The sequence below is a fragment of the Bradyrhizobium sp. UFLA05-153 genome (genome assembly GCF_054185185.1).
Map to the genome: position 1 here is coordinate 13,044 of NZ_JBBIAM010000020.1, position 20,883 is coordinate 33,926.

Sequence of the window (20,883 nt, forward strand, 5' to 3'; positions counted from 1 at the left end):
CCACTTCGTCGCGGGTCGGCGCGTCCTTTGCGGTCGGCGGCAAGGCCTGAGCATCGGCGGTAGATTGAATTGTTGACGTCGATCGGTCGGTGCCAGGCTGACTCTGACCGGCGGGTTCAGAGACCGCAGCCACTTCGTCGCGGGTCGGCGCGTCCTTTGCGGTCGGCGGCAAGGCCTGAGCATCGGCGGTAGATTGAATTGTTGACATCGACCGGTCGGTGCCAGGCTGAAGCGCCGATTTGTCGACCAGCGAAGCCGTGACGTCCGCAAACAGCGTCACTGGATTTCCCACCGATAGAATCGCGATACCGATCGCTGTCGCCGTTGCAACCAAAATACTCGCCTTAAGAACTCGCGACGAGATAACAGCTGCTCTTTCCCACGCTTTCCCGATACCCTGCTGCTCAGGTTCATCGGCGAGAAAGAGAGGCAAAGGATAGTCCGGATCAAAACTGTCTTTGGTCGGCATAGGGCGATACCCCCCTTAATCTTCTTGTCGACCAGTACCCTGCTATCGAGGTCCAAAAAGCGGGGAAAACTTGATTTCACTTGGGCGGGGGAACCTCACGATTCACCGGTCCGTACCCTCAGCGAACCACCATGCTCACCACTCTGAGACGCTGATTCGCACCCTGTTGCTGCCGCAGCGCGAATGAAAACTTTTCGCTGTCGCTCGCCCGAGGCCACGAAAATTGTTGGCATTTATGCTGGCATTCAGCCAAAATCGCACAGAAATTAGCTAGTTTGAACAATAGCTTATTCCTATAGTGTGATGCCCTCTTGCGGCACCACCTTCTCATCCAGACACGTCCAGACCAGCCTCCAGATTCGGTCAGCGTCGCTGTCCGCCGCGTCGCGCGGTGGCAACAGTCATCGTGAAACTTGCACCGCCTTGGTCGTTTGCCGCATTTGTGGCCGTTCCTCCGAGGATTGTGGTGTTCGTAGATTGCAATCTGAGCTTTGAACTTGGCGCGGCTTCGCCGTTCACGGTGGTCCGCGCGCAATTGAAACATTCTAGCGGCCGAACCGACTGACGCGTCCCGACCTTTCGTTATTGCCTTTGCCGGCGTGACAACTGTCCTTGAGGGCGGCGATGAAGTGCGGGTTGTGCCCCATTGCGCGATCTCTCGTCGCGGCGCTTGCGATCCGTTGGTTTTCGAAGCCGCCTCGCGTGGACGCTGCTGCGACGGCAGCGCAGAGATTGCGCTGCCGCGCGACGGTGTGGGCGGCAGTCATGGGCGTGCTGATCGCGTTTCTGTCCGCCAGCCCGGGGTCTGCGCAGGTGCGCGGGCAGAATACGCCGACGATCGACAAGTCGTTCGGCGCATCGGAGATCACGGTTGGCAGCAGCACGACGCTGACGTTCACCGTCACTGGCGCCACTCTTGGAAACACCGGCGTAAACTTCACAGACGCTCTGCCCAGCGGACTTGTTGTCGCCACTCCCACCGGTCTGACCGTCACCGGCGCCGACGCCTCCTGCAATGCCTCCAATGTGACGGCCACGGCCGGTGCCGCCAGCATCAGCTTGGCGAACGTCTCTTTGGCGTCGAACCAGACGTGCACCGTCGCTGTCAACGTGACCGCCACCGCCACCGGCCAGAAGAACAACTCAGTCAAGGTCTCCTCGGACCAGGGGCCCGGCAACAATGCAACGGCGCACCTGACCGTTGACGCGGCGCCGACCCCTTCGCCCCCCGCAATCGCCAAGAGCTTCGCGCCTTCATCGATTCCGCTCGGCGGCACATCGGTGCTCACCTTCACGATCACCAATCCAAATGCTTCGGCAGCGCTCGCGGGCGTCGCGTTCAGCGACACTCTGCCCGCCGGGCTCACTGTTCCGGCCGCCAGCATCGCTCAATGCGGCGGCACGCTTACAACGACCGCGACGAGCATCGCGCTCGCGGGCGCAAGCATTGCGGGAGGCGGGGTCTGCAGCTTCTCGGTCACCGTGACCGCTACCACCAGCGGCACCAAGGTCAACAACTCCTCGGCGGTCACATCGACCAATGGGGGGACCGGCAACACCGCCAGCGCGTCGCTCGAGGTGACCGCACTGGCTCCTCCTGGAATTTCCAAAAGCTTCGCGCCGGCATCGATTGCCGTCAACGGCACATCGTCGCTCACCTTCACGATCACCAATCCCAATGCTTCGACGGCGCTCACGGGCGTCGCGTTCACCGACGCGTTTCCCGCCGGGCTCCTGGTTGCGACCCCCAGCGGCCTGACCAACGCCTGCGGCGGCACCCTCACCGCGCCTGCCGGCGGCAGTAGCGTCAACCTCTCGGGCGCCACCCTCGCGGCCGCCTCATCCTGCACGATCTCGCTCAACGTGACCGGCACGACCACCGGCATCAAGGTCAACAGCACATCACCGGTCAGCTCAACCAACGGAGGAACCGGAGACAACGCCAGCGCGGCGCTCGCGGTGGGCGTGACCTCTCCGCCTGCGATTGCCAAGAGCTTCGCGCCTTCACTGATTCCGCTCGGCGGCACATCGGTGCTCACCTTCACGATCATCAACCCCAACCCTGTGCTGGTGCTGTCCGGGGTAGCCTTCACCGATGCTCTGCCGGCCGGGCTCACTGTTCCGGCTGCCAGCATCGCACAATGCGGCGGCACGCTTACGACGACAGGCACGAGCATTGCGCTCGCGGGCGCAAACATTACGGGAGGCGGGGCCTGCACCTTCTCGCTCATCGTAACCGGCACCACCACCGGCACCAAGGTCAACACCACCTCGAACGTCACCTCGAGCAATGGAGGGACCGGCAACACTGCCAGTTCGTCGCTCCAGGTGACCGCACTGGCTCCTCCCGGACTTTCCAAGAGCTTCGCGCCCGCCTCGATTGTAGTCGGCGGCACGTCGTTGCTCACCTTCACGATCAGCAACCCCAATGCTTCGACGGCGCTCTCGGGGGTCGCGTTCACCGACGCGTTTCCCGCCGGGCTCCTGGTTGCGAGCCCCAGCGGCCTGACCAACTCCTGCGGCGGCACCCTCACCGCGCCTGCCGGCGGCGGCAGCATCAACCTCTCGGGCGCCACCCTCGCGGCCGCCTCGTCCTGCACGATCTCGATCAACGTGACCGGCACGACCGCCGGCATCAAGGTCAACGCGAGCTCACCGATCAGTTCGACCAACGGAGGGGCCGGAGACAGCGCCAGCGCGACGCTCACGGTCAATACGTCGCTCTCTCCGAGTGTCCAAAAAGTATTCGGCGCCGCGTCGATTGCGACGGGCGGCGTAACCTCGCTAACGTTCACCGTCGTCAATCCCAACCCCAGCTCGGCGCTCACCGGCGTCGCGCTCACCGACAGATTCCCGGCCGGGCTCGTGGTTGCGAGCCCCAACGGCCTGACCGGCTCGTGCGGCGGCGGCTCCATCACGGCGACCGCAGGCGGCGGCAACGTCAGCCTCACGGGTGCGACGCTCCCGGCCGCTGCGTCCTGCACGTTTTCGGTCAACGTGACGGGAACGACCGTCGGGTCGCTGACCAACGTCACCGACCCGGTCACGTCCACGAACGGCGGAACAGGCAACACTGCGAGTGCCTCCATCACCATCAGCGTGCCGGCGGACAGCGGGCGCTTGCGCGATTTGCAACTCACCGTCACCAAGATCGAGGCCCATGCTTCGGGCGCCGCGGTCTCCGGCGCGGTCGATGAGGCGATTGCCGATGGCTTTACCGATTGCGCGGGCCCGCAGGTGCCGGTCAAGGCGAGCGGCGGCGGCCTGCGCTTCAAGTTCGGCTGCGAACTCCAACCCCCGCCGACCAAGGGGACGCCGTCGGTCGTGCTCGCACCACCGTTGTGGCTGGCCTGGGCCGACATACGCGGCAGCGACTGGAATACCAGCCAGCAGACCGGCGATATCCGCGGCGGACAGATCAATGCGCTGTTCGGAATATCGCATCGCCTCACGACCGATATTCTGATCGGCGCATTCGGCGGCTATGAGAACTTCGACTACACCTCGCAGCTGCTCGACGGCCGATTGAAGGGTGACGGGTGGACGGCCGGCGGATATTTCGGCTGGCGCTTCCTGCCAGGCATGCGATTCGACGCCAGCCTGGCGCGCTCGGGAATTAGCTACAGCGGCGTCGCCGGCACCGCATTCGCGACGTTCCCGGGGCAACGCTGGCTCGCGACGGCGTCGCTGATCGGCGTCTACAAGACGCACTACGGCGTCGAGATTGAGCCCTCGCTCAAGGTCTATGCCTTGTGGGAGCGCGAAGACGCCTACACGGACAACTTCGGCGTCACGGAGAGCTCACGCTCCTTCTCGGAAGGCCGCGCGAGCGCCGGCGCAAAAATCATGTATCCGTGGCTATGGACGACCACGGTCAAGCTGACACCTTATGTCGGCCTCTACGCCGACTATTACTTCAACCGCGACGACGCGACGCTGCCGGTCGGGCCGCTGTTGCAGCCGACCCAGTTCCTGCAAGGCTGGTCGGCGCGCGTCACGACCGGCGTCGGCGTGACACTGGGAGCCGGCCCGAGGTTCTCGGTCGATGGCGAGCTTGGGGGGCTCGGGAGCAATCAGTTCACCGTCTGGTCGGTGCGTGGACGCGCATCGGTGCCGTTCAGTGCAGATTAGATCGGGGCCGGGGCGCCCGAACAAAGATTCCGGCCAATGATGCAGCGACGTCCGCTTGCGTGACCCACGTCACGTAACGCCGTGCCGACTTGTCCTAGCGTCCCGTGACACTCAGAACGGGAGACACACATGCGCAAGATCATTCTGGTTGCGGCCATGGTTCTGGCCTCCGCGTCCGCTCAGGCCGCCGGTTCGCGCGGGCTCGCGCTCGCTTCCGCCGATGACCCGGCCGCGCAGCAGACCACGACCACCACCGCGCCGCAGGCCGCAAAGCCCACCGAAGCTCCGAAATATGTCGACCGGCCCGCGGCCGTGTCCACGACACCGACGACCACAGGCTCAACGCCCGCAACGACGCAGACGCCAGCAAGCACGGCCAAGACCATCGCGAAGGCCGATAAGCCGAAGCGCAAGCCTTACTGGACCGAAGGCCGCATCATCAGCGAGTTGCATCGCCACGGCATTTATTGGTGAAGCGGCAGTCTTTCCGCTCGCACAGTCATTCCGGGGCGCCCGCAAGGGCGAGCCCGGAATCTCGAGATTCCGGGTTCACGCTGCGCGTGCCCCGGGATGACGGACCAAGAAAACGCGAATGGCCGGGACGAGCCCGGCCATGACGTTCAATTTAAGCAGCCTTGATCTGCCGAAGCTTACTGCGAAACCGTCTGCACCACGCTCGAGATCGGACGCGCGCTCGACGTCGGCACCTTCAAATCCTTGAGCAGCGCCTCGTCATATTCCGGCAGCGTCTGGAACGTCGTCTTCGCCTTCATCTGCACGACCTTGTAGCCGCCGGCCTTGAGGCGCGCGAGCAGCGTCGGCAGCGCTTCGGCGGTGTGCTTCTGGAAGTCGTGCATCAGGATGATGCCCTTGCCGAGCTTGTCGAGCTTGGTCATCACGTTGCTGACGATCTTGTCCGGCGTGCTCTCTTTCCGGAAGTCGAAGGAGTCGAGGTCGGTCGAGAACATCGCCACGTTGCGGGTGCCGAAATAGCTCACGATCGCCGGATTGTGCTGAAGCTGGGGAAAGCGGAAGAACGGCGCGGGGTTGGTGCCGAGCGCGAACTTCACCGCGCTAAAGCCCTTCTCGACTTCGTCCTTGGCCTGTTGCTCCGTCATCTTCTTGCTGTTCAGGTTGACGTGCGACCAGGTGTGCGTGCCCACCGTGTGGCCCTGGGCCAGCACCTGGCGCAGGATCTCGGGGTGATAGGTCGCATGCTTGCCGACCGCGAAGAACAGGCCCTTGGTGCATTCGTCGGCGAGCGCCTTCAGCACGGCCGGCGTGTTGTTCGGCCACGGACCGTCGTCGAAGGTCAGCACGACCTCCTTGTCGGTGAGGAAGTCGAACTGCTTGAAGTGCTCAAAGCCGAAGCCCGGCCCGCCGGTGGTATCGATCTCGACCACGCGGGCAACCCCAAGCGCGTTCGGATTGGTGCAGGTGGACTTCTGCTGAACCGGCATCGCTGGTGCCGGCGTGGGCGTCGCGGCCGCAGCCGCGACCTGCCTGCCCGACAGTGCCGCCGTGGTCTCGACATCGTCCCTGGCCGCAAGCTTCGCCGAGGCCGGGAGGGGCTCCGGCGCGCGGGCGGCCATCGTCTGGGGAGCGGCCTGTTCGGCGCGCGAGGAATAGAAGAACCAACCTCCGGCGATCACGACCGCCGCAATCACACTGGCCGCTATCAGGCCCAACGCATTACGCATCGCTATTCTTTCCAAATACGCAACCAAACCAGCGGTTTTTCCCCGCGCCGAGCCATTAATGCGAAGGAACAGTTAACGTGACACCAACACGACGGCGGTTGCGGAGGAATTTCAGCGGGGTGCGCCAAAGTGACCGATGTCACAGTCAGCGGGCCGGTCGTGACCGTCATCACAGTGGAAACGGTTTTGCCGGATCATCGTAGCTCCCGTTAACGCATCCCGCCCAACGGCGGCACCAATGGGAGCCTCAAATGACCATCTCGTTCTCGTCCAAAATCCGCGACGCCAGCCTGGCGCTGGGTTTTGCCGCTTTCGTTTCCATCCTGTCCACGACGACAAGCTTTGCCTACACTGCCGAGGCGCAGCAGATGTGCACCGGTGACGCCTTCCGGCTGTGCTCGTCGGAAATCCCCAACATCCCCGCGATCACCGCCTGCATGATCAAGCACCGCGCCGATCTCAGCCCCGGCTGCCGCGCCGTGATGGACAAGGACCTCGCCAAGGCGCCGTCGCGCAAGGTCGCCGACGTCCAGGAAAGTGCGCACTAAGACAAGTGCCGCTTGCGTGGCGATGATGCCATCATCGCGCCCTTGAGCTCCCTCGCGAAGTGCCCCGGTGCCGGACCGGGGCCACGCGCCTCTCGCTGGCACGGATCATTAACAAAGCCGTTGCAGCGCGGGAACCATCGCTCTAGCTTCGCCCGCCTATCGTTTCGGGTATGAGGCATTGCGCGATGAGCAGATTTCTTTTGATTCTTCCATTGGTCCTGATCGCATCGAGTGCGTCGGCGCAGCAGCAGCCGGGCCACGATGCCTGCGCTCGCGACGTCTCCCGCTTCTGCCGTTCGGTGATGAACAATGGTGATTCGGCCGTGCTCGCCTGCCTGAAGCAGAATCGCACCCGCCTCAGCAAGGCCTGCGACAAGGTGCTGACCGAGCACGGGCAGTAGTTATCGCTGTCATTCCGGGGCGCGCGAAGCGCGAGCCCGGAATCCATCGAGCCGCATACGCATGGAGGAATGGATTCCGGGCTCGCGCCTGACGGCGCGCCCCGGAATGACAGAAGTAAGATTCGGGCTACGGCTTCGGTGAAAAATTAAGTACTGCTCCCCGCCGCGGTCGCGACCACCGGCAGCACCTCGCCGCTGCTGCGGTCCGGTGTCTCTTCCTTCCAGCGCACTGAGCCGAATGGGCGCTCGAGCATGCGGCGAATCCGCACCGGCTCGGGGCCGATGTGGAAATCGATCGCCTGCTGATGCAGCGCGCGCTCGGACTGCGTCGAGCGGTTGCGCTGGCGCAGATAATCGAGCCAGGTCGGGCAGTGATAGCGCTCGGTCCACAACTCCGGATCGGCGATGTCGCGCGCGATCGACCAGCCATAGGCGCCGTTGCGCTGGCGACTGAGCTGCACGTCCTGCATCACATTGTGGAAGGCGCGCGCGTTCTCCTGCGCCACGCGATATTCGATCTCGACCACCAGCGGCCCGCTGCGCCCGGTCAGCGACAGCCTCACCTCGGGATCGGCGAGCACCTCGGCGTCCTCGTTGCGCGCGCCGACGCGCGGCATTGCCAGCCACAGTCCGAGCAGCGGCGAGATCAGCATCAGGCCGGCGGCAACCAGCAGCGCCGTCTCGACGCCGGCATAGTCGGTGAGATGGCCCCAGCCCCAGGCGCCGATCGCGATGCCGCCGGAGATCGAGGCCTGGAATGCGGCCAGCGAGCGGCCCGCGACCCAGCGCGGCGCTGAGAGCTGCACGCCGATATTGAACAGCGCCACCGACGCCATCCACACCGCTCCAGCCAGCACGAGAGCCGCCGCGGTCAGCACCGGCTCGCTGCTGAGCGCGATCGCGGCCATCGCAAATGCCATCGAGATCGTGCAGGCGCGGATCGCCGATTCACCGCTCATGCGCTTGCGCAGTTCGTGGATATTGAGCGCGCCGACCACCGCGCCCATGCCGAAGGCCCCGAGCATGATGCCGTAGGTCTGCGCGCCGCCATGCAGGAGGTCGCGCGCGACCAGCGGCATCAACGCCATGATGGCGCCGCCGATCAGGCCCATCACCAGCGTCCGCGTCAGCACGATCTTGATCGGCGGCGAATTGGTGATGTAGCGCACACCTGAGACCATGGCCCGGTTGAGCTTTTCCCGCGGCAGGCGCGACGGTTCGTTGGAGCGCCGCCAGAGCAGCAGCACGACCAGCAGCGGCAGATAGAGGATCGCGTTGCAGGCAAAGGCCGCCACCGCGCCGGCCGCAGCGACGATGACGCCGCCGATCGCGGGGCCAAAGCTGCGCGCGATGTTGTAGCTGATGCCGTTCAATGCCACCGCCGATGGCAGCGAGTCCGGCGGCACCTGCTCGCTGACCGAGGACTGCCAGGCCGGGCCGAACAGCGCGTTACCGCTGCCGACGATGAAGCAGAACGCGAGCAGCGTTTCCGGCGTGATGAGCTTGAGCCCGGCCAGGATCGTGAGCGCGGATGCGCCGACCAGCGCGATCGAGAGCGAGATCAGGGTGACTATGCGGCGGTCATACATGTCGGCGATGGCGCCTGCCGGCATCGAGATCAACATGATCGGCAGCATCAGCGCGGTCTGCACCAGCGCGACCTTGTCGGCCGATGCCGCCATCTGCGTCATCGCCCAGGCCGCGCCCACGCCCTGGATCAGGAGCCCGAGATTGGAGAGCAGGCTGGCGAGCCAGATGCGCCGGAATACGGTATACCGCAGGGGCGCGGTGATGCCGTCATTGGCAAATTTCTGGCGTTTCGGCTGCTCGGTCATATCCCCTTCCAAATGGCTTGCGAGAAATGGTTCGGCGATTCCTGCTGGGCCAAGTGATGCCTGCGAAAGTCCTTCGCTGTCCAGTGGTTAGACGGCTATAAGCGGTGCAACCAAGTGGTTTGCCGGGGAGGAACGACATGAAACTATCGCGACGGACAATCTTGCAGGGCGCCAGCGCGCTGCCTTTCGCGGTTGCGAGCATGCGGACGTCGGCATGGGCGCAGACCACGCCCGCAGTGCCAGCCGCTGCCGAGGTGCCGCCGATCCTGTTCGTGCACGGCAACGGCGACTACGGCGCGCTCTGGATGACGACATTATGGCGGATGGAGTCCAATGGCGTTGCGCGCGAGCGCATGCTGGCGATCAATTTCACCGATCCCAATGCGCGGGACGTCGACAGCGTCGAACAGCCCAACCGCTCCTCGACCGAAGACCAGCGCCGGGAGCTCGCCGCTGCGATTGCTGAATTGAAGCGCCGCACCGGCGCTGCGCGCGTCGCGCTGGTCGGCAGCTCACGCGGCGGCTATGCCATCCGCAACGTGATCAAGAACGGCGGCGCCGGCGATGTCAGCCACGCCGTATTGTGCGGCACGCCCAATCACGGCGTCTGGGCTAGCGATGATGTGCTCGGCAGCGAGTTCAACGGCCGTGGCGCCTTCCTGCGCGGCCTGAACGAGGGCGAGAGCGAGGTGACGCCGGGGCCGGCCTTCCTCACCCTGCGCAGCGACGGCATGGACAAATATGCGCAGGCCGACGGCCGCTTCATCGGCAAGCCCGGTGTGCCCACCAATGTCACTGCCGAGGGCCCGGAACTGAAAGGCGCCACCAATCTCGTGCTCGGCACGCTCGATCATCGCGAAGTGGCATTTCATCCACGCGCATTCCGCGAGATCTACAAGTTCATCGCGGGGCGCGAGCCGGACCGCATCGCGATCACGCCCGAGAGCAGCGTCAAGTTGAGCGGGCTGGTGATGGGAACGCCCGGTGGCGTGCCGACCAATCGTCCCGTGGAGGGCGCCGCCGTCGAGGTGTTTCGTGTCGATCCCGCCAGCGGCGAGCGCCAGGGCGGTGCGGTGCATAGCTCAAAGACCGCCGCCGATGGCCGCTGGGGGTCGGCGCAGGTTGACCCGACCTGGTCGCTCGAATTCGTCCTGACCTCGCCGGTCGCGCCCACGACGCATATCTACCGCTCGCCCTTTCCGCGCTCTTCGGACGTGGTGCACCTGCGCGCCGCCCGCCCGCTCGGTCCGCCCGATGCCGGGGCCGCTGCAGTCCTGATTCTGTCACGGCCGCGCGGTTATTTCGGCCTGCCGCGCGACATCGTGCTGTTCGACGGCAAGGAGCCGGCGGACGTCAAGCCGGGCGTGCCAACGGATACGGCAGCAACCCTGCGGCTTCCGGCCACAGAGGTCGGGCGTAACGTCGTGGCTGAGTTCAACGAAGAACGGATCGTGGCCCGGGCCTGGCCGGCCGCGGAGAACAGGATTGCGATTGCCGAGCTGACTTACTAGCTCTGTGAGTGCGGTGGATATGCGGGGAGAGAGCCCATGAATGTCGCCAAGGTGCGCCGGCCCATCATTCCGCCGACCCCGCTGCGTGCGCCGGAGGGCATGCCGTTCCTCCGTCGCGTTGCGGTGATCCGCAAGAACATGATCGCGACGTGGGCACAGCGCGCCTACGAGGAAGACGTCATCCAGGGCCGCTTCTTTCTCCACAACAGCTTCATCCTCAACCGGCCCGACTCGATCCGGCACATCCTGCTTACCAATTACGAGAACTATACGCGCACGCCGGCCGGCATCCGGATGCTGCGTCCGGTGCTCGGCGAGGGTCTGCTGATCGCGGAAGGACAGCCGTGGCGGCATCAGCGTCGAACGCTGGCGCCTGCGTTCACGCCGCACGCCACCGCAAACCTCGTTCCGCACATGACGGCGGTGCTCGACGAGACCATCGCGAAGCTCAAGACGAAGACCAGTGAGGTCCTCAACCTCCGCGAAATCATGCAGCGGATGACGCTCGAGATCGCCGGGCGGACGATGTTCTCGTTCGGCATGGACAAGCACGGCGCGGCCTTGCGCAATTTCGTCATGGAATACGGCCAGCGCCTGGGCCGGCCGTATTTCCTCGACATGCTGCTGCCGGTGTCCTGGCCGAGCCCGATGGATTTTGCGCGCGCCCGTTTCCGCAAGCGCTGGACCGCGTTTGTCGCGACGCTGATCGCCGAGCGGCGCGCCGCGGGCAAGAAGGAGGGCGCGCCGCCGCGCGATCTCTTCGACCTCATGGACGAGGCGCGCGATCCCGAAACCGGCAAGGGCTTTTCGGATGCGCAACTCGTCGACGAGGTCGCGACCATGATCCTGGCGGGTCACGAGACGACCGCGACGGCACTGTCCTGGGCGCTCTATCTTCTGGCGCTCGATCCCGAAACCCAGGAGGAAGTCGCTTCCGAGACACGCGGCGAGCACCTTGACAGCATAACCGATATCGACCGGCAGAAATTCACCCGCGCCGTGATCGAGGAGACCATGCGGCTCTATCCGCCGGCCTTCCTGATCGCGCGTGCGGCACTCGACAAGGACAACGCGGCGGGCGTCGAGATCGAGAAGGGCGATATCATCATGATCGCGCCGTGGCTTCTGCACCGGCACGAAAAGCTCTGGGACCAGCCCAACGCCTTCATTCCCAAGCGCTTCATGTCGGCGACCCCGCCCGACCGCTTCGCCTACCTGCCGTTCGGCGCCGGTCCGCGCGTCTGCATCGGCGCGCCTTTTGCGCAAGCCGAGTCGGTGCTGGCCCTGGCGCGGCTGATCGGAGAATTCCGTGTTGAGCTGGTCGACACCGGTCCCGTCATTCCCGTCGGCGTCGTCACGACGCAGCCGGACCATCCTCCCATGTTCCGTATCACGCCACGGTGACGAGCCGGTCCTTGGGATCGCTGCGCCGACACACTAGATGAGGCGACATGAGCGACATTCAGGCGCAGTTTTCGGTTCTCAAGCAGACCGCCGAGCCCAAGGTGGTCGACCAGATTGAGCGGCTGATCGATCGCGGCGAGGATCACGAGCTCAACCGCATCAACGCCATCGATTTCTCCAAGCAGCATGGCTTCGACGAGGAGCGGGTCATCTCCGCCTTCCTGCATTCGGCGCGGCTCGGACTGTTTGACCTGAGCTGGAACGTCCTGTGTCCGGGGTGCGGCGGCGTGCTCGGCGCACACACGACGCTGAAGGCGCTGCGACCCGACGACTATCACTGCGCGCTCTGTGCCTGCGGCTACAAGGCGTCCGTCGACGAGGCGGTCGAGGTCTCGTTCACGGTCAGCCCGCGCGTGCGGCGCATCGCGGCGCACGATCCCGACTCGCTTTCAGTGTGGGATTATTTCAAGCAGATGTTTTGGAGCTCGGGCGTCGACTTCAACAAGGAATCGTTCGCGACCCTCGCCAATGAGGTCACGCTCGACACGCTCGAACTTCCAGCCGGTGAAAAGGCGACGATGTCGCTGCAGCTTCCGAACGATTTCATCATCGTGTTCGAGCCGGTGACGCATGCCGCGCATTTCGTCGATGTCCAGGGCGAGCCGACCAAGGAGCGTCAGCAGCTCGCGATCATGTACAACAAGGTCCAGGCCCCGACGGGGACAACGACCTTGCGGCCCGGACCCCTGCGGCTGTCCCTGGACAACCAGGCCGGCGTGCGTGTGCTGCCGACCGTGTTCATCGCGGCCGAGGCGCTGCATCACCTGATCGGCAAGCGCAAGCCGTTCCTGACCGCCAAGCGGATGCTGTCCAACCAGACTTTTCGCGATGTCTTCAAGGCGGATAATCTCAATATCGACCAGCGCCTGCAGATCACCTCGCTGACCTTCCTGTTCACCGACCTGAAGGGCTCGACCGCGCTTTATGAGCGGGTCGGGGATCTCGCCGCCTTCGACCTCGTGCGGGCGCATTTCCATGCGCTGCTCGAGATCATCGCGTCCGAAAAGGGCGCCGTGGTGAAGACGATCGGCGATGCCGTGATGGCGACGTTCGTCAAGCCGGAGGACGCGCTTGTCGCCGGCTTGCGCATGCGCTCCGCAATGGAGGAATTGAACAAGAAGCGCGGCTCCGCAGATCTCGTTCTCAAGATCGGCATTCATGAGGGGCCTTGTCTTGCGGTCATGCTCAATGAGCGGCAGGACTATTTCGGCCGCACCGTCAACATTGCCGCCCGCGTGCAGAGCGTGTCGATGGCCCAGGAAATCCACATCACCGGTCCCGTGCTGGACGCGCCGGCGGTCGCCAGGATCCTGGAGCAATGGTCGATCAAGCCGATCCAGAAACAGGCCGCGCTGCGCGGCATCGCCGACAAGATGGTGGTGTACGAGCTGCCGTGAGCGGTGGAGTATGGCCGCCACAATCTCCGTCATTGCGAGCGCTGTACTGTGCCCCCAACGTCGTCCTGGCGAAAGCCAGGACCCATACCCACCAGTCTTGGTTCGCGCGAAGACTAGTGGTTGGCGGTTTCGTACAAAAGGTCTCCCTGGGGTAATGGGTCCTGGCTTTCGCCAGGACGACTCGGAAAAGTTGCGCTACCAGATTGCCGAAACGTAATGCAGTGCGGGGCATAAGCGCGCATTGCGCGGTGCGAATTTCCCGCTCATATAAAGGGGAGAGGCCGCAGTTGCGGCGCCACCCATTTGCGGCAGGATTTCATGCTCGACGGATTGCGCCAATTCATTGCCGACATCGTCGCCCCCGAGGCGCAGGACCGCGCCTTTGGTGACAACGATTATCGCCTGGCGGCGACCGCGCTGCTGATCCATGTGATTTCGCTCGACGGTGAGCCGACGGAAGCCGAACGGCGCAAGCTGCACAGCCTGATCGAGAGCCGTTTCTCGCTGGATCGCGGCACCGCGGAGCGCCTGATTGCCTCCGCAACGCAGGTCGAGGGCGAGGCAGTCGATCTCTATCACTTTACCAGCGTCATCATGCGCTCGCTCGACGAAGAGGGCCGCAAGCGCATCGTCGAGATGATGTGGGAGGTCGTCTATGCCGATGGCCAGGTGACCGAGTTCGAGGACAACGTCGTCTGGCGTGCATCCGATCTGCTCGGCGTGTCACAGCGCGACAGGATCGACCTCAAGCATCTCATCGCGAGCCGCGGCACCGGTCAGGTCAAGGACGGCGTCGCCGGCGCCTGATCGCATCGGCGGGACGAAGTCGCGATCACATGACGAAACTTTAATGTATCGGCTGATCACGGCTTAGCCGAATATCCCCGCAAATCTGCGGTTTTTTCTGCATCCTCCATCCTCGACGCTGGTTGCGAGGCTGACGGGCGGCTTGCATCGCGCACGCGGCCTATGCTCTCGTCTTAGGCTCTCGTCCTGAGGTTGTCGCCCTAATTTCGCTTTGCATTGAAGAGACGTCGATCGTGACTGAGCGTGTGACGCTGATTACCGGTGCCTCGGCGGGCATAGGCACAGAGCTGGCGCGCGTGTTTGCCGCGAACGGTCACCGCCTGGCATTGACGGCACGTCGCGCCGACCGGCTCGATGCATTGGCCAGCGAGATCGCAGCCAAGGGCGGCAAGACGCCGATCGTGATCGCCTGCGATCTGGAAGAGCCTGGCGCGGGCGAGAAGATCGCGGCGGCACTGGCCGCTGCCGACGTCGAGCTCGACCATCTCGTCAACAATGCCGGCTTCGGGGTGTTCGGTGACGCGATCGAGTGCGATCGTGCCGCGCAGCTCGGCATCATCGACGTCAACATCCGCGCGCTGACCGATCTGTCGCTGCGTTTCGCGGATCAACTCGTCAAGAACAAGGGCGGCATTCTCAACGTCGGCTCGGTCGCGGGCTTCCTGCCCGGCCCGGGCATGGCCGTCTATTATGCCTCCAAGGCCTACGTCATCTCCTTCACCGAGGCGCTGCGCGGCGAGCTCGGACCGCGCGGCGTCCGCGTCACCGTACTTTGTCCGGGTCCTGTGGCGACCGAATTTCAGGCCCGCGCCGGCTTCGCCCCGGGTATCGATTCCGCCGTGCTCGACGTCTCTGCCGCTGATGTTGCGCGCGCCGCCTATCGCGGGCTGATGGCCAATAAACGGGCGGTGTTGCCTGGTCTCGGCATCAAGATCGTGCCGTTCCTGCTGCGCTTCTTTCCGCGCGGCTTCATTTTGGCCGCCGTCGGCCGGTTCCAGAGGCGCCGGCGCTAAAGCATGATGACCCCAAGGGCCGCGTTAGCGCAAAGTGCGAAGCGGTTTTCCGAAAAGGTCATGCGCAAACAACTACCTAAAGCGCGATGACGATTCATCCTGATCTCATTGCACTTTAGCCGCGGCGAGAACCGATTTTGGCCCGGCGCTTGCTTTGCCTCCTTCAGTCGAGTGTGTGCGCAAACTCACACGAAATTAAGGATCGCTTAGTTATGCTGGCGGTCTGAACCAATAGCTTTCGAAGAGGGCAATGTCGTTCCGGACGGACAGGCTTGGTGGCGCGGAGGTGGTCCCCTTCAGGAGAAGGGAGCCAGACGCCGCCGACCGCAAGCCGTCGCTGCCCGTTCTGATCGTCCTGCATCAGGAATCCTCGACACCGGGGCGGGTCGGCAACGCCTTGCGCGCGCTCGGCCATCGCCTCGACATCCGCCGGCCGCGCTTCGGCGATCCCTTGCCGGGGACGCTCGAGCATCACGCCGGTGCCGTGTTTTTCGGCGGCCCGATGAGCGCCAATGATTGCGACGACTACATCCGCCGCGAGATCGATTGGATCGAAATTCCGCTCCGCGAGCAGCGCCCGTTTCTCGGCATCTGCCTTGGCGCGCAGATGCTCGCCATGCAGCTCGGCGCCCGCGTCGCGCCGCACCCCGACGCGCTCACCCAGATCGGCTACTATCCGATCCGTCCGACAGCGGCGGGTCAGGCGCTGTGCCCAGACTGGCCGGGAAAGGTCTATCACTGGCACCGCGAAGGCTTTGAGCTGCCCGCCGGCGCGGAGCTGCTCGCCGAGGGCGACGATTTCCCGGTGCAGGCGTTCTGTGCCGGCAATGCCTTCGGCTTCCAGTTTCATCCCGACGTGACCTACGCGATGATGCATCGCTGGACCACGCGCGGCTATGACGGCCTGAGTGCGCCCGGCGCATGCGCCCGCCACCATCATTTCGCGGACCGCGCGGTCTACGACGTTGCCGAGCGCACCTGGCTCAAGAAATTCGTCGACGGCTGGCTCGCGCGGAGGCCGGTCATGGCGCAAGCCGCCGAGTGATCGCGGCGGCGCATTCCGTCTTCCTCTTGCCTCTTCCCCGGATGTGCTAGGCTCGCGCTCAACGCGCGCTTGAAGGCGTGCGACCAAGCAAGAACAAGGGAGAGCGCGCCGTGAGCTACGAGCATATTCTTTATGAGGTCAGCGACAGGATCGCGACCGTCACGCTCAACCGTCCCGATCGCATGAATGCGTGGACGCCGATCATGGAGCGCGACGTCCGCCATGCCATGGAAGCTGCCTCAGCCGACGACGATGTCCGCGTCATCGTGCTGACGGGGGCAGGGCGCGCGTTCTGCGCCGGCGCGGACATGGATGCCCTGAAAGGGCTCGATCCCAACGATATCAGGCGTGCCTCGAACCTGCCGCCCTTCGACATGAACCGCCGGCCCGATTGGCAGACGCGCTACGGCTTCTATCCGTCGATCGGGAAACCGGTCATCGCGATGCTCAACGGCGCGACCGCCGGCATCGGCCTCGTGCATGCGCTCTATTGCGACCTGCGCTTTGCGGCGGACAACACGGTGTTCACCACGGCCTTCGCGCGGCGCGGACTGATTGCCGAACATGGGATCTCGTGGATGCTGCCGCGCATCGTCGGCCACGCCAACGCGCTGGATCTTTTGCTCTCGGCGCGACGGGTGGGAAGCGAGGAGGCGCTGCGCATCGGGCTGGTGAACCGGCTCTGCCCGCCGGAGAAGCTGCGCGAGGAGACCTACGCCTATGCGCGCGATCTCGCCGATTTCGTCTCCCCGAGCGCCATGGCCGTGATCAAGCGGCAGCTCTACGAGGTGCCGTTCCAGACCCTGGCCGAGGCCACGATCGAGGCCAACCGGGAAATGCTGGTGGCGCTCAACGGCAGCGATTTCAGGGAAGGCGTGGCGAGTTTTGTGGAGAAACGCCCGCCGCGGTTTACGGGGAGGTAGGATCGTGGATTTGCGGAAAAGGCCCGCCGTCGCCCTTCGGGCTATGGCGGGGCAGCCTTCGCTCACTTCGCTAAGAGGGACTTCCCGGACTTGCCTAGCCGTAGCTCGCGAAGCGAGCGAAGGCTGGTGGAGCCAGGCGGGATCGAACCGCCGACCTCGTCATTGCGAACGACGCGCTCTCCCAGCTGAGCTATGGCCCCGTCGCGGGCCGCTCTGGTAAACGCGGCCGACAACCGGGCGCCATTTAAGTCCCCGCCAAGGTCAAGTCAAGGACGGGCGTAACCCGGTTTTAGCCCTGTGGGTGCTGGGACTTCCCTTGTTTGGACCGGGGGGAACCGATATCTAGCAAAAGGCGTCAATCCCCACCGGAACCAGAGTTTTCCCAGCCATGCGTGCCGTTCTCGACATCGTCATCATCGTGCTCGACCTCTACGTCTGGCTGCTGATCGCCTCCGCGATCCTGTCCTGGCTGATCGCCTTCAACGTGGTGAACACCCGCAACCAATTCGTTTCGGCGGTGGCGGAGTTCCTGTTCCGCATTACCGAGCCGGTGCTGGCGCCGATTCGCAATTTCCTGCCCAATCTCGGCGGCATCGACATCTCGCCGATCATCCTGATCCTGATCATCATGTTCATCGAGCGGGTGATCATGTACTACGTCTACCCGAACGTGATTTAGGCGAAGCAGGCGGGCCTTGGCCTCGACAAAGCCCTCTACAGAACCTTGGCGCTATTCCACCTCGGGTATCAGTATCGCGCTGCGAGTGACGCCGCGCGGCGGCCGCGACGACATCGACGGCGTCGAGGCGCTCGCCGACGGCCGCAGCGTGCTCAAGGTGCGGGTGCGCGCGATTGCCGATGGTGGCGAAGCCAATCGTGCGGTGTTGCAACTGATTGCGAAATCGCTCGGCGTGCCGAAGGCGAGCGTGCGGCTGCTCTCGGGCGCCGCCTCGCGGTTGAAGCAGATTGCGGTTGATGGCGATCCGGTGCGCCTTGGTGAGGCGCTGCGCCGGCTCGCCGCGGCCAAATCGACGGACAAGGACTAGGACATGACGGCCCAGATCATCGATGGAAAAGTCATCGCCGCGGAGCTCCGCGCCCGCGTCGCGGACGAGGTTGCCCGCGTCAAGCGCGAGCACAATCTGGTGCCGGGCTTAGCCGTCGTGCTGGTCGGCAACAATCCCGCCAGCGAAGTCTATGTCCGCTCCAAGCGCACCCAGACGCAAGCGGCCGGCATGGCCTCGTTCGAGCACAAGCTGCCGGCCGACGTCTCGCAAGGAGATTTGCTTGCGGTGGTCGCAAAACTCAATCGCGATCCCGCCGTGCATGGCATCCTGGTGCAGCTTCCGCTGCCGAAGGGCTTCAACACCGAAGCCGTGATCAACGCCATTGATCCCGCCAAGGACGTCGATGGCCTGCATCCGAACAATGCCGGCCGGCTCGCCGGCGGTTTGGAGGCGCTGTCACCCTGCACGCCGCTCGGCTGCATCATCCTGACCAAGAGCGTGCACGCCTCGCTCGAGGGTATGAACGCCATCGTCCTCGGCCGCTCCAATCTCGTCGGCCGTCCCCTGGTGCAGTTGCTGCTGAACGAGAACGCCACGGTGACCGTCGCGCATTCGCGATCGCGCGATCTGCCTGGTCTCGTCAAGCGTGCCGACCTCGTCTATGCCGCGGTCGGCAAGGCGGAAATGGTGCGCGGCGACTGGCTGAAGCCGGGCGCGACCGTGATCGATGTCGGCATCACTCGCATCCCGAAAGAAGACGGCAAGACGCGTCTCGTCGGAGACGTCGCCTATCAGGAGGCGCTTGGCGTCGCCGGTGCAATCACGCCGGTGCCGGGCGGCGTCGGCCAGATGACGGTGGCGTGCCTGCTGGTGAATACGCTGCGTGCGGCTTGCGCAATCGCCGGCCTGCCGAAGCCGGCGGTGTAGTTACCTCGCCCCGCTTGCGGGTGAGGGGGACTTTCCGCGAGTCCATTTCTCACGGCGATCGCGCACGCAGCCCCTCACCCCAACCCTCTCCCCGCGAAGAGCGGGGCGAGGGGGCGCACCTCGCTGCGGCGCCACTCGCCCTGAGCTTAAGACCCAGCCGTATTCTCGATCAGCCGCCGATAGAAACGGATCATGTCGGCATAGCCCTCGATGCTGAGGCGCTCATTGGTGCCGTGAAACCGTTTCAAGTCCTCGCTGTTGGCACGCACCGGTGAGAAGCGGAAGATGTTGTCGGCGATGCCTGCGTAGTGGCGTGAATCGGTCGCCGCGACCATCAGGCCGGGCGCGACGACGACGTCGGGGAAGACCTCGCGGATCGTGCGGTTCAGCGCCGCATAGGATTTGCTCGCAGTCCCCGTCACCGGCGGCGGGTCGGTGTTGCCGGGAAACGGCGCGATCGAAATCTTGTCATTATCGATCGTGGTGCGGACGTGATCGGTGACGCTGGCTTGCGTGTCGCCGGGCAGCAGGCGGAAATTGACGGTGGCTTCCGCATTCCCGGGCAGCACATTGTCCTTGTCGCCGGCATTGAAGATGGTGAGCGCAGTGGTGGTGCGGACCATCGCCTCGCTCGGGCCGTTCTTCTCGAACTCGCGCAGCAGCAGCGGCCGGAACAGCCAGAGGTTCGACAGCGCGACGCGGCTGAAGCCGCTCATCTCCGGCGCCAGCGTGTCGAACATCTCGGCGACCGCGCCGCGGATATGCATCGGCAGCCGGTGATCCTCCAGCCGCGCCAGCGCCGCGCTCATCATGCCGATCGCGGTCTCGCGCGGCGGCATCGAGGAATGGCCGGGCGTCGCATGCGCGGTCAGCACCAGCGTCGCGTAGCCTTTTTCTGCGAGCCCGATCAGCGCGGCCGGCTTGTGTAGTCCCTTCATCATGCCCTCGGCGATCAAGAGGCCCTCGTCGAGCACGAAGTCGAGATGTACGCCGCGCGCTTTGAGCGTGGCCGCGATCACCTTGGCGCCGCGTGTGCCAGCGACCTCCTCGTCATGGCCGAAGGCGAAGTAGATCGTCCGCTTTGGTCGGAAGCCGTCCTTCGCCATCTGCTCGGCCGCCTCCAGCATGGAATAGAGGTTGCCCTTGTCGTCCCAGGAGCCGCGGCCCCAGATGAAGCCGTCGGCGACGACACCGTCGAACGGCTTTTGCTGCCAGTCCTTCTCGGTGCCCGGCGCGATCGGCACCACGTCCTGATGCGCGAGCAGCGCGATCGGCTGGGCCTTGGGATCAGAACCTTCCCAGGTGTAGAGCAGGCTGTGGCCGCCGATCACCTCGCGCGTGGCTGCGGCATTGAACGCCGGAAAGCTTTGCGAGATATGCGTCTCGAGCCCGTGTAGAGCGTCGGCGTCCTGCTCGGGATTGAGGAAGTTCGAGATGGTCTGAAAGCGGATCGCTTCCGACAGCCGTTTTGCCGCGCCTTCGGTGTCGACCGTCGCGCGCGGGATCGCTGCGACCTGCACTTGCCGCGATGCCCGCGTGAGGACGTTGAACAGCAAGACGCCGGCGAGCACGAGCACGCCGGCGACGATCAGCAGAACGACGTTGCGGATGATCCTGAGAAGACGGCGCATAGCCATTCCGAACGAAGCTCATGCCCCTGACGCAGCGCAGCACGCCAGTGATGCGCTGCCGAGCCGGGGCCCAG

Annotated in this window: 18 protein-coding genes and 1 tRNA gene; 14 read left to right on the plus strand and 5 right to left on the minus strand. The window is 64.6% G+C overall.

The genetic code is table 11. The features are described 5' to 3' along the window. A partial coding sequence (locus tag Q2941_RS14385) for a hypothetical protein (RefSeq protein WP_458192861.1) occupies positions 1-469 on the minus strand: 469 nt, incomplete at its 3' end. Positions 470-1,171: 702 nt separating this feature from the next. Between Q2941_RS14385 and Q2941_RS14390 the strand changes: the two genes are divergently transcribed. Further along, positions 1,172-4,600: a DUF7933 domain-containing protein gene (locus Q2941_RS14390; RefSeq protein WP_458192862.1), complete on the plus strand. Its 3,429-nt coding sequence runs from the start codon at positions 1,172-1,174 to the stop codon at positions 4,598-4,600. A 129-nt stretch (positions 4,601-4,729) separates the two neighbouring features. Further along, on the plus strand, positions 4,730-5,074 hold the full coding sequence (locus Q2941_RS14395) for a hypothetical protein (protein WP_458192863.1): 345 nt from the start codon (positions 4,730-4,732) through the stop codon (positions 5,072-5,074). Positions 5,075-5,250: 176 nt separating this feature from the next. Here the strand turns inward: Q2941_RS14395 and Q2941_RS14400 are convergent, their stop codons facing one another. Then, positions 5,251-6,300: a polysaccharide deacetylase family protein gene (locus Q2941_RS14400; RefSeq protein WP_027523439.1), complete on the minus strand. Its 1,050-nt coding sequence runs from the start codon at positions 6,298-6,300 to the stop codon at positions 5,251-5,253. A gap of 251 nt (positions 6,301-6,551) precedes the next feature. Here Q2941_RS14400 and Q2941_RS14405 point away from each other — a divergent pair, with 251 nt between their 5' ends. Both Q2941_RS14405 and Q2941_RS14410 read left to right on the plus strand, forming a co-directional pair. Continuing rightward, positions 6,552-6,848: a hypothetical protein gene (locus Q2941_RS14405; RefSeq protein WP_027523440.1), complete on the plus strand. Its 297-nt coding sequence runs from the start codon at positions 6,552-6,554 to the stop codon at positions 6,846-6,848. 185 nt (positions 6,849-7,033) lie between these two features. Continuing rightward, positions 7,034-7,249 (plus strand): hypothetical protein, encoded by a 216-nt coding sequence (locus tag Q2941_RS14410; protein WP_027523441.1) that lies wholly within the window; start codon positions 7,034-7,036, stop codon positions 7,247-7,249. A 146-nt stretch (positions 7,250-7,395) separates the two neighbouring features. Here the strand turns inward: Q2941_RS14410 and Q2941_RS14415 are convergent, their stop codons facing one another. Next, on the minus strand, positions 7,396-9,084 hold the full coding sequence (locus Q2941_RS14415) for an MFS transporter (protein WP_027523442.1): 1,689 nt from the start codon (positions 9,082-9,084) through the stop codon (positions 7,396-7,398). Positions 9,085-9,221: 137 nt separating this feature from the next. Here Q2941_RS14415 and Q2941_RS14420 point away from each other — a divergent pair, with 137 nt between their 5' ends. The 7 genes from Q2941_RS14420 (at position 9,222) to Q2941_RS14450 (ending at position 17,244) form a co-directional block, all read left to right on the plus strand. Next, positions 9,222-10,595 carry a hydrolase gene (locus Q2941_RS14420; RefSeq protein WP_458192864.1) on the plus strand — a complete coding sequence of 458 codons (1,374 nt, stop codon included), beginning with the start codon at positions 9,222-9,224 and terminating at the stop codon, positions 10,593-10,595. 36 nt (positions 10,596-10,631) lie between these two features. Beyond that, positions 10,632-11,999 carry a cytochrome P450 gene (locus tag Q2941_RS14425; RefSeq protein WP_458192865.1) on the plus strand — a complete coding sequence of 456 codons (1,368 nt, stop codon included), beginning with the start codon at positions 10,632-10,634 and terminating at the stop codon, positions 11,997-11,999. 47 nt (positions 12,000-12,046) lie between these two features. Next, positions 12,047-13,456, plus strand: a complete 1,410-nt coding sequence (locus Q2941_RS14430) for an adenylate/guanylate cyclase domain-containing protein (protein WP_458192866.1) — start codon at positions 12,047-12,049, stop codon at positions 13,454-13,456. Between the two features lie 318 nt (positions 13,457-13,774). Then, complete coding sequence (locus Q2941_RS14435) at positions 13,775-14,263, plus strand: tellurite resistance TerB family protein (protein ID WP_027523446.1); 489 nt, start codon at positions 13,775-13,777, stop codon at positions 14,261-14,263. 233 nt (positions 14,264-14,496) lie between these two features. Beyond that, positions 14,497-15,276 carry an SDR family NAD(P)-dependent oxidoreductase gene (locus Q2941_RS14440; protein ID WP_027523447.1) on the plus strand — a complete coding sequence of 260 codons (780 nt, stop codon included), beginning with the start codon at positions 14,497-14,499 and terminating at the stop codon, positions 15,274-15,276. A 250-nt stretch (positions 15,277-15,526) separates the two neighbouring features. Beyond that, the gene (locus tag Q2941_RS14445; protein WP_027523448.1) at positions 15,527-16,321 is read left to right on the plus strand and encodes a glutamine amidotransferase; all 795 of its coding nucleotides are present in this window, start codon (positions 15,527-15,529) and stop codon (positions 16,319-16,321) included. A 110-nt stretch (positions 16,322-16,431) separates the two neighbouring features. Further along, positions 16,432-17,244 (plus strand): enoyl-CoA hydratase, encoded by an 813-nt coding sequence (locus tag Q2941_RS14450; protein WP_027523449.1) that lies wholly within the window; start codon positions 16,432-16,434, stop codon positions 17,242-17,244. 124 nt (positions 17,245-17,368) lie between these two features. Here the strand turns inward: Q2941_RS14450 and Q2941_RS14455 are convergent. Continuing rightward, positions 17,369-17,444: transfer RNA gene (locus Q2941_RS14455), tRNA-Ala, on the minus strand. A 188-nt stretch (positions 17,445-17,632) separates the two neighbouring features. Here Q2941_RS14455 and Q2941_RS14460 point away from each other — a divergent pair. Genes Q2941_RS14460 through Q2941_RS14470 form a run of 3 tightly spaced genes read left to right on the plus strand, consistent with a single transcriptional unit; the run spans position 17,633 to position 19,178 of the window. Next, the gene (locus tag Q2941_RS14460; protein ID WP_027523450.1) at positions 17,633-17,923 is read left to right on the plus strand and encodes a YggT family protein; all 291 of its coding nucleotides are present in this window, start codon (positions 17,633-17,635) and stop codon (positions 17,921-17,923) included. A gap of 16 nt (positions 17,924-17,939) precedes the next feature. Beyond that, positions 17,940-18,290, plus strand: a complete 351-nt coding sequence (locus tag Q2941_RS14465) for a DUF167 domain-containing protein (RefSeq protein WP_027523451.1) — start codon at positions 17,940-17,942, stop codon at positions 18,288-18,290. 3 nt (positions 18,291-18,293) lie between these two features. Further along, the gene (locus Q2941_RS14470; protein WP_027523452.1) at positions 18,294-19,178 is read left to right on the plus strand and encodes a bifunctional methylenetetrahydrofolate dehydrogenase/methenyltetrahydrofolate cyclohydrolase; all 885 of its coding nucleotides are present in this window, start codon (positions 18,294-18,296) and stop codon (positions 19,176-19,178) included. 146 nt (positions 19,179-19,324) lie between these two features. On the opposite strand, the gene Q2941_RS14475 is transcribed toward Q2941_RS14470, so the two are convergent. Further along, on the minus strand, positions 19,325-20,809 hold the full coding sequence (locus Q2941_RS14475; RefSeq protein ID WP_458192913.1) for a M20 family peptidase: 1,485 nt from the start codon (positions 20,807-20,809) through the stop codon (positions 19,325-19,327). Positions 20,810-20,883: the final 74 nt, after the last annotated feature.